The following is a 5,914-nucleotide window of genomic DNA, read 5'->3' on the forward strand; positions in this document are numbered from 1 at the left end:
GCGCGCGCGTGGTCGTGCTGGCCACCCGGTCCGTCTATCCGGCAGACCGCTACTCGCTCACCACGACGTTGGTCAGAACGAAGGAAGCGCCTCGCAAGGAATAGGCGCAGCGGTTGTCGGCGAGCTGGCGTGCAATGCGTGCGCGGACCCCATCCTGGCGAGGAAGGATCGCAGCGTTCAGGCCGCCTTGGCAGCCAGCTCCGCACCCGTCGCGCCGACCTCTTGTGGGCGGTAGCCGAGTCGCGCCGAAATCTGCTGGGCCACGCTGACAACGCTGGGCGCTAGCTGCCGCAGGTTGCGTGCCTTGAAGCGGTCGGCCGGGCCCGACAGGCCGATGGCAGCGCACACATGGCCGCCGGCATTCCAGATGGGTGACGCGATGCCGCACACGCCGTCGCGCCACTCGCCGCGATTCACCGCGTAACCCACTTGCCGCAGCTTCTCCAGCTCGCTTCTCAGCTCGTTGGGCGTCGTGACGGTGTAGGGCGTGAACGGCTTGAGCTCCAGCGAAATGGCATCGATCAGCGCCGGCGACGCATAGCCGAGCAAGGCCTTGCCGGTGGCCACGCAATAGGCCGGCGCGCGCCCGCCGACGCGCGAGTAGGAGCGCACGGGGTGGGGGCTGTCGACCTTGTCGAGGTAAATGACCTCCATGCCGTCCAGCACCGACAAGTGCACGGTTTCACCGGACAACTGGCACAGGCGCTCCATGTATTCGGTCGATATCGTCTTCAGGTCGAGCCGGCCGACGACCGCCGCGCCGAGTTCCCAGAGCTTGAGCGTGAGTTCGTACTTGCCGCTCTGCTCGACGTTGCGCACGTAGCCGCAACCCACGAGTGTCTGCAGCAGCCGATGCGCGTTGCTCTTGGTCAGGCCGAGATGGCGGGCCAGGTCAGTCACGCCCGTGAGGTTCGGGTTCGCTGCGAGGGCTTCGAGCGCCTGCAGCCCCTTCGCGAAGGTGGCGTCCATGTTGTTCCAGATGTTGATACAGCGTGCCGAAGATTAGTTTGGCAAAGCCGGCAGTGTCAAGGCGAATCGCCTGGGTATTGGCTCCGGCAGTTGGAGGATGTTCGCGTTTATCCCGATCTCAGCAGCGTTGACATCGAACGGCCGAGTGCTACGCTTGTATCGACATCCGAAACATTGTTCCATCATTTGGAACATCTTTGGCAAATCGCTTTACATAACCGCCGTCGTGGAGGTCTGATGAAAGACACGCTGATCCGAAACCTCTGGTACGTCGCCGGCTCCAGCGACGAGTTCCCCACGGGCAAGCTGGTCGGGCAGACGATCGTCGGCTTGCCGCTGGTGATGTGGCGCCCCGAGGACGGCGAAGTGATCGCCTTCGACGGACGCTGCTGCCACAAGAAGATGCCGCTCGCCTCGGGCAAGCTGCTGGCCGACGGCACGCTCGAGTGCGCCTATCACGGGCTGTGCTTCGACACGGCGGGCAAGTGCGTGAAGATCCCCTCGCAGCCCGGCCGGCCAATCCCGAGCCGCGCCAAGCTGCGGCCCTACCCGATCGTCGAGCAGGACGGGATGGTCTGGATCTGGATGGGCGACGAAGCGAACCCGGCGTTGCAGCCGCCCCGCATTCCCGAACTCGACAGCGCGCATTGGGAAATGATCCGCGTGCAGAACGTGGAAGTGCCGACCAACTACCTGCTGCTCATCGAGAACCTGCTCGACATCAGCCACTTCTACCCGCTGCACGACGGCAACATCGGCGACATCGCCAACAGCGAGATCCCGGTCGAGTTCGTGCACGAGCCGATCCAGGGCAACCGCTCGGTCGCCTCGATCCGCAAGGCCGAGTCCTACCGGCACCCGCCCTACCTGGAAGACTTCTTCGGCTATCCCGTCGTCGACCGCCAGCACACGCACAAGATGATCTCGCCGGCGGTCGTGCGCGTGGATCTGCGCTGCGCACCGCCGGGCGAGCTGGACACGCCGGCCGAGCGCGGCTACATCCTCACGCACACGATCACACCGGTCGACGAGCACTCGCACCGCTGGCGGGTCTTTGCCTGCTGCCGCGCCGGCGAGAAGTGGCCTGCGGACCCGAACGTTCCGGCCGTCGCCCGCGTGGCTGAGCAATTCCCCGGCGTGATCGCGCAGGACCTGTGGGCGCTGGTCGAACAGCAAAAGATGATCGATCTGCCCGAGGACCATTACGTCGGCGAGATGTACCTGCGCTCCGACACGGGAATCCTTAAGGCCCGAGAGATCGTGCGCGAGATGGTGGGGCAGGAGCGGACGGCCGAAGAACCGGCGGCGGTCGCGGCATGAAGCCGCGCGGCCGCAGCGCAGGGGTCGGCGGGTGAACGTGCGGCGCTGGCGCTGCCAACTGTGCAGCTTCGAGTACGAGGAAGCGGCCGGCCTGCCGGAAGAAGGCATCGCCCCGGGCACCGCCTGGGCCGACGTGCCCGCCACCTGGAGCTGCCCCGACTGCGGCGCCAGCAAGGACGAGTTCGAGATGGTCGAGATTTGAAACATCGAGGCGCTGGTTGTCGCAGGCGTCGAGCGGTCGGCCGCATGCGGCCGGTCAATGGCTGACATCGCTATCGCCGGACCGCGGAGTCCGGCAGGGTCTGTCGGTGGTTTTCCCAAAAGGAGATCGAGTTGACAAAGCAGCTTCATACCCCTCTCGACACCGCCCCCGACGCCACGCGCCGCGGACTGGTGTTGTCCACCGCAGCCGCCGCCGGACTCGGGCTCTTGCCGGGCGCTGCGCGACAGGCTCACGCACAGAGCTATCCGGCGCTCGGCAACTTTCCGGCCGGCACGCAAGGCAGCTCGGTGTTCGTCGGCGTGTCCGTCCCGCTCACCGGCGCCTACTCGGCCGAAGGCAAGGACCAGCAGCTCGGCTTCGAGCTCGCGTTCGAGCACCTGAACTCGGGCCGGCTCGTCGGCAAGGTGCCCGAGCTCAAGGGCAAGGGCGTGCTGGGCAAGACGGTCGCCTTCGGCGTGGTCGATTCCGAAGCCAAGGCCGAGTCGGCCATCCAGGGCCAGACCCGCTTCCTGCGCAACAACAAGGCCATCCTCATGACCGGCTGCTACAGCAGCGCGGTCACGGTCGCGCTCGGCAAGCTGGCGCAGCGCGAAAAGGTGCTTTACATGGCCGGCCCCTCGGGCTCGGACGACGTGACCGGCAAGGACTGCCAGCGCTACAGCTTCCGCTCGCAGCCCAGCACGACCATGGCCTCGCGCGCGATGGCGCCCGTCATGCTCGAGCGGCTGGGCAGGGACAAGAAGGTCGCTTACCTGGTGCCCGACTACACCTTCGGCCACACGCAGTTCGAATCGATGGCGCGGGTGACCGAGCCGATGGGCTGGAAGACGGTGAGCAAGCAGGTCTGCCCCGTGGGCACGGCGGACTTCAGCACCTATTTGCTCAACATCGCCAACAGCGGCGCCAACGTGTTCGTGAACTGCACGGTCGGCAACGACAGTTCGGTGTCCGTCAAGCAGGCCGCGAGCTTCGGAGTGACGAAGAAAAGCGCGCTGATCGTGCCGACCTTGCAGCCGTTTCTTGCGCAGCAGCTCGGTGCCGAAGTCACGCAGGACGTCCTGGGCGCGATGGACTTCTGGTGGACGCTCGCCGAGACCAACGAGCTCGCCAAGATCTTCGTCGACGACTTCGAGGCCAAGCACAAGTACAAGCCGTACTGGCCGGCCCACATCGCCTACAACCAGATGATGATCTGGGCGGTGGCGGTCGAGCGGGCCAAGACCTTCTATCCGCCCGAGGTCATCAAGGCGCTGGAAGCGAAGGTGCCGATCAAGACCAGCATCGGCGACGTGATGTACCGCCCCGAGGACCACCAGCTGATCCGTCCGGTGCCGGTGATGCGCGGCAAGAAGCCCTCGGAGATGAAGTCGAAGGACGACTACTACGAGATCGTCAGCATCGTTCCCGGCGCGACGGCCGTGCCGCCGCTCGATCAGGTCGCCTGCAAGATGGGAGACGTGGCTTGAGTACGCGCGGCTTCGTGGACCGCACCGGGCATTGAGGGCTGCGCCCGGGCCGAAAAGGCCCGGGCTCGCGCGCGGCAGCCGGCCTCGGCACGCCGCCTGACGAGCCGCCCGCCCACCCTTCCGATTCAAACTGCTTGCTCGTCCAGGCGACGGCAAGTGCCCGGAGACCCGCATGCCACCGCTTGCACTCGTGATATCGCAGATATTCCACGGCCTGATCCTCGGCGGCATGCTCGCGCTCGTCGGCTCGGGGCTGACCATCATTCTCGGCACGCTGGGCCTGGTGAACTTCGCGCACGGGGCGTTCTTCGCGATCGGGGCCTACGCCGGCTGGCTGGTCTTCGAATGGACGGGCTCCTACTTCGCTGCGCTGGCGCTCGGCGCGCTGGCGACCTGCGCGATCGGCTTCGTGGTGGAGCGCGGGCTGATCAGCCGCTTCTACCAGCGCCCCCACGAAGACCAGATCCTGCTGACCTTCGGCCTGGGCATCGTCATCGTCGAAGGCCTGCGCGCGTGGTTCGGCGGCATCGGCAAGACGATGCCGTCTCCCGAGTGGGCGGCCGGCGCGATCTCGCTCGGGCCGATCATCTACCCGACCTACCGGCTGGTGGTGCTGGGCATCGCCGTGCTGTCGCTGCTGGCCTTCTACCTGATGCTGTACCACTCGCGCCTCGGCCTGATCGTGCGCGCGGCCATCGAGGACACGCTGATGGTGCGCATCCTCGGCCTGCGCGCCTCCCGGATCCGCGCGATGGTCTTCGCGCTGGGCGTGCTCGCGGTCGGCATCGCGGGCGTGGCGATGGCGCCGATCGTGTCGATCAACCCCGACGTGGGCGCGCGCTTCATGGTGCAGTCCTTCGTGGTGGTGGTGATCGGCGGGCTGGGCTCGTTTCCCGGCGCCATCCTCGGCGGGCTCATCGCCGGACAGATCCAGACGCTGACCGCGATCTTCGAGGCCGCCTACAGCGACGTGGCCTTGTTCATGACGATGGTGGCGATCCTGGCCCTGCGCCCGCGCGGCCTGCTGGGCGAGGAGGGCCGCAAATGACCGGCCAGCAGCTCGTCGCGCATGCCAATGGCGCCCGGCGCCGGGCGGTGTCGCTGCCGGTCGAGGTGTGGCTCACGCTCGCGCTGTGCGTGATGCCCTTCGTGCTGCTGGCTTCGGGCGGCTCGGTCGACACGGCGATCCGCATCCTGCTGTGGGGCATCTTCGGCCTGGGCTTCGACATCCTGTTCGGCTACGCCGGCCTGCTGTCGTTCGGCCAGGCGGCGTTCTTCGGCACCGGCAGCTTCGTCACCGCCTACTTGCTGGTGAGCGGCCTCGTCACGAACTTTGCGCTGGCCATCGGCGCCGGCGTGCTGGCATCGATGGCCTTCAGCCTGCTGGTCGGCTTTGTTGCCCTGCGGCGTGTGGGAATTTACTTCTCGATGATCACCTTCGCGATCAGCGAGCTGTGCTTCTTCATCCAGCACTCGATGCTCTCGCCCTGGACGGGCGGCGACAACGGCCTGCCCGGCGTGCCCTACCCGACCTGGCAGGTCGGCGACACGCTGCTCGCGCTGACGCCGGGCTGGGGCATGTACGCCGTGATCCTGGTGATCTTCGTGGCCACGTTCTGGTTCGCGCGGCGCCTCGTCACCTCGCCGTTCGGCCGCGTGCTCAACGCGATCCGCATCAACGCGGACCGCTCGCTGGCCGTGGGCCACAACATCCAGCGCTACAAGATGGCGGCGTTCGTCGTGGCGGCCGGCTACGCGGGGCTGGCCGGCACGCTGATCGGCATCTTCCAGAGCTATGTGGGGCCCGATGCCTTCGCGTTCGACACCTCGGGGCAGGTCGTGATGCAGACCGTGGTCGGCGGCATGCGCACGCTGATCGGCCCGCTGGTCGGCGCGGCGCTGTGGATCTACCTGCGCGACATCCTCCAGCAGATCC

The 5,914-nt window shown here is 66.9% G+C and carries 6 protein-coding genes; 5 read left to right on the forward strand and 1 reads right to left on the reverse strand.

Features of this window, described 5'->3' with window-relative positions:
- Positions 1-177 precede the first annotated feature (177 nt).
- Complete coding sequence (locus H0W40_RS18685) at positions 178-969, reverse strand: IclR family transcriptional regulator (protein ID WP_292449260.1); 792 nt, start codon at positions 967-969, stop codon at positions 178-180.
- Between the two features lie 237 nt (positions 970-1,206).
- On the opposite strand from H0W40_RS18685, the gene H0W40_RS18690 reads away from it, so the two are divergent.
- The 5 genes from H0W40_RS18690 to H0W40_RS18710 all read left to right on the forward strand — a co-directional run.
- Positions 1,207-2,289 carry a Rieske 2Fe-2S domain-containing protein gene (locus H0W40_RS18690; protein WP_292449261.1) on the forward strand — a complete coding sequence of 361 codons (1,083 nt, stop codon included), beginning with the start codon at positions 1,207-1,209 and terminating at the stop codon, positions 2,287-2,289.
- A 31-nt stretch (positions 2,290-2,320) separates the two neighbouring features.
- A complete protein-coding gene (locus tag H0W40_RS18695) occupies positions 2,321-2,491 on the forward strand; it encodes a rubredoxin (protein ID WP_292449263.1) in 171 nt (56 codons plus the stop codon).
- Positions 2,492-2,622: 131 nt separating this feature from the next.
- Complete coding sequence (locus H0W40_RS18700; RefSeq protein ID WP_292449264.1) at positions 2,623-3,978, forward strand: ABC transporter substrate-binding protein; 1,356 nt, start codon at positions 2,623-2,625, stop codon at positions 3,976-3,978.
- 172 nt (positions 3,979-4,150) lie between these two features.
- Positions 4,151-5,026, forward strand: coding sequence for a branched-chain amino acid ABC transporter permease (locus H0W40_RS18705; protein ID WP_292449266.1), 876 nt, complete (start codon positions 4,151-4,153; stop codon positions 5,024-5,026).
- Positions 5,023-5,914: branched-chain amino acid ABC transporter permease (locus H0W40_RS18710; RefSeq protein WP_292449268.1), on the forward strand; the 892-nt coding region annotated here is incomplete at its 3' end. The genes H0W40_RS18705 and H0W40_RS18710, both read left to right, overlap by 4 nt.

Source organism: Methylibium sp. (genome assembly GCF_013817345.1).
GTDB lineage: Bacteria > Pseudomonadota > Gammaproteobacteria > Burkholderiales > Burkholderiaceae_C > Methylibium.